We start from the raw sequence: 3,152 nt of genomic DNA on the forward strand, positions 1-3,152 counted from the left end.
CAGCGCAACTGTTCGGTGGGCCGGCGTTCTGAGCAAGATTCGCAGATTGCCCAGGTCGTTCGTGAGGTACGGATGCGACAACCCTGCCTGGGAACTCAGGCCAGGACCGTTCCATGTGGAGCGGGATCGCCTGTTTCGGGTACTGGTGGATGGCACTGAAATACAAAACGCCCGAGGCGGTGCATCGGGCGTTTTGAGGCCTGGAGTCTGGCTCGAGAGGTGTAAACCTATTTCAGGACTAGACAAATCAATCACTGTGGCGGTGGCGGTACGGATTTGATCTTCAACTCCTTCTCCGCACTGTTGATGCGTTCCGGCAGAGTGGGCACACCTTTGGCGATATCTTGGTCGGTATAACGGAGTTGACGCTCCCGGATGAAGTTATACTTGCCTTCGGTCAGTTGGTCGGCATGGTCGAAGTCATTGATGATGGTCGGCTTGATGAACACCATCAGGTTCTTCTTGCTCACTTCTTTGCGATCACTACGGAACAACTGACCGATGATCGGAATCTTGCCGAGGAAGGGCACCTTATCGCCCGAGTCCCTCACTTCATCCGAGATAAGTCCGCCTAGTACCAGCGTCATGTTGTCTTTGATCAGCACCCGCGTTTCCACCGAGCGCTTGTTGGTCACGATGTCGGCGGCACTGGTGTCACTGGAGACACTGGAAATTTCCTGGTAGACGTTCAAGGTCACTGAGTCCCCTTCGTTGATCTGCGGCTTGATCTTCAGGGTGATACCAACGTCCTGCCGCTCGATGGTCTGGAAGGGGTTCGTGGAAGGGTTCGAGGCGCTAGTAGAGCTACCCGTCACGAAGGGCACGTTCTGACCGACCACTATCTTGCCCTCCTCGTTGTCGAGGGTAACCAGATTCGGCGTAGACAGGATGTTCATCGAGTCATCGGTAGACAAGGTGCGGACCAGAGCCCTCAGTGAGCCGTTGCTGTAAAAGCCCAGGCTCAGTCCGGCATCCAGCTTGGCCGGGTTGCCGCCCGGGAAGGAGTCGATCGCATTGCCCTTGAGCGACGACTTGAAGCCACCATAGAAACCATCGCCACCGATGGCCCCGTCCGATGTCTTCCACTGCACGCCCAGCTCGTTGACCTTGTTGTCTGAGACTTCGACGATCACCGCCTCCACCAGCACCTGCGCCCGGCGGATGTCCAGCCGCTGCACTACCCCTTCGACGGTCTTCATGATCGCCGGTGGCGCGCTGATCACCAGCGCGTTGGTGGTGTCGTTGGCCTGGATGGAAATCTCCGCCCCGCTGATGCCCACGTCCTTGTCCTGCTTCTGCAGGCTGGTGGCCACGTTCTGCAGGATCTGCGCGACCTCCGACGCCTTCAGGTAATGCAGGTAGATCACCTGGGTGTCGCGGATGATGTTCCCCGGGCGATCCAGGTTGGCCAGCACATCGCGCAGCTGCTGGCGTTTGCTCGGGTCACCGGAGATCAGAATGCTGTTGGTGCGCTCATCCACAGACACACTCATCTTACTCGCGCCCTCGGCGCCGCCGCCCTGGGGCACCAGGTTGCCGAGCATGCTGGAGAGCTCCTTGGCATTGGCGAACTTCAGCGGGATCACGTCGATCTCGAACTGCCCAGCCCGGTCGATCTCGGACACCAGCTTCAGCAACTGGTTGATGTTGGAGGCCCGGTCGGAAATGATCAGCGCGTTGCTGTCCGGGTAGGCCGCCAGGTGCCCCACCTGCGGCACCATCGGCCGCAGGATGTTCACCAGCTGCGTCGCCGGCACATGCTGCGTGCGGATTACCCGCACCACCTGCTGGTCATCGTTCAGCGTATCGTCGTCCACCAGCGGCACGCCGCTCTGCTTGGCGTTGGCGTCCGGGATGACCTTCACCGCGCTGTCCGACTCGATGGCGGAGAACCCGTGCACCTGCAGCACCGACAGGAAGACCCGGTAAGCCTCCTCCGGCTTCATCGACTCGTTGGAAATCACCGTCACCTTGCCGGTCACCCGCGGGTCGATGATGAAGTTCTTGCCGGTCGCCTTGGCGATCCACTCGATGAAGGAGCGGATGTTGGTGTCCTGCATGTTGATCTTCACATCGCTGGCCGCCACGGGTACCTTGGCCACCGGATTGTCCTCGGCGTGGGTGCTGGCGAAGGGGGCGAGCAGGCACAAACTGAGCAGCAGGCACGACGGGACTCTGGTGGACACTTCTCTCACTCGACTACTTGTTCTGCGCGAGCTTGCGCTGGACGTATTGCTGGTAAGCGGTGGGTACGCCCTGGCTCGCCACCGCCGGCTCCGGTGCGGCAGGCAGTGAACTGGCCAGGGTGTCGGTCACCGGTTCGATGTTCTGGGCGACGGGCATGGGGCTTTCCGGCGCCGGGCTGCTGCCGGGCATCTCGCCGAAGCCGCGGAAGCTGATCTGCTCCAGCTTGCCATTGCGCTTGAGCGTGATCCGGTGGCTTTCGATGCTCTGCACGGCGATGCCGGGGCGCACCTCTTCACCCGGCTTGAGGATGAGTGTGCGATCGCCATCTTCCAGGATCACCGTGCTCTGCTCGGCGGGCGCCATGAAGAAGATCGCCGACACCTGCAGGTCCAGGTTGCTCTCGGGCAGCTTCTCGAGCGCTTCGGCCGCCACCGATTCGGCTTCGGCGCTGGACCCGAACAAACCGAGCAGTCCCTTGCCGAGCGGCGTCGGCCCGTCCTGCGGGCCGGGCTCGTTCATCGCGCTGGGGGCCAGCACTGGCGGCTGCAGTGCAGCACGCAACTGCAGGCCTTGCCAGATCAAGGCGGTGAGCATGAGAAGGGAGCACAGGGACAGCGCCGACAGCTTTGCTGCGCGCGTGGCTGCGAGCTGGTTCAACGTATGGAGGATGGTAGCCATAAACTCTTCCCTGTGATGGCGCCGCAATACTATCGAGTGCTCTTAGGGGTTGAAAGTCGGGTCAGGACGAGAGGTGGTGTAGGACACTGTTCTTTGATGCCTGTCACGTTCCCCGGTGTTTATGCTCGTTCGATATTTCAAAACGCCTTGAAAGAAGGGTTTTTCGTGTATAGCATCCTGCCATCGAAAAGGCTCTGGCTATTGATGCTATGCGCCTTTATGAAAAATTTAAATGGAACTTTCCCTGAAACATGCTGCAAGGATGCCGCCAAACAGGATTTCACCGG

General features: G+C 60.1%; 2 protein-coding genes. Both read right to left on the bottom strand.

Annotated features, from left to right (window positions below; all coding sequences use genetic code 11):
* Nucleotides 1-251 precede the first annotated feature (251 nt).
* Nucleotides 252-2,186: a type II secretion system secretin GspD gene (gspD, locus tag BM198_RS26600; RefSeq protein WP_139233715.1), complete on the bottom strand. Its 1,935-nt coding sequence runs from the start codon at nucleotides 2,184-2,186 to the stop codon at nucleotides 252-254.
* A gap of 13 nt (nucleotides 2,187-2,199) precedes the next feature.
* Complete coding sequence (locus BM198_RS26605; RefSeq protein ID WP_074973712.1) at nucleotides 2,200-2,865, bottom strand: type II secretion system protein N; 666 nt, start codon at nucleotides 2,863-2,865, stop codon at nucleotides 2,200-2,202.
* Between the last annotated feature and the right edge of the window lie 287 nt (nucleotides 2,866-3,152).

This window comes from Metapseudomonas otitidis (assembly GCF_900111835.1).
GTDB classification, from domain to species: Bacteria; Pseudomonadota; Gammaproteobacteria; order Pseudomonadales; family Pseudomonadaceae; genus Metapseudomonas; species Metapseudomonas otitidis.

Excerpts from the sequence above, each read along its gene's own strand:
- BM198_RS26605 (WP_074973712.1), bottom strand. The coding sequence starts at position 2,865 with ATGGCTACCATCCTCCATACGTTGAACCAGCTCGCAGCCACGCGCGCA.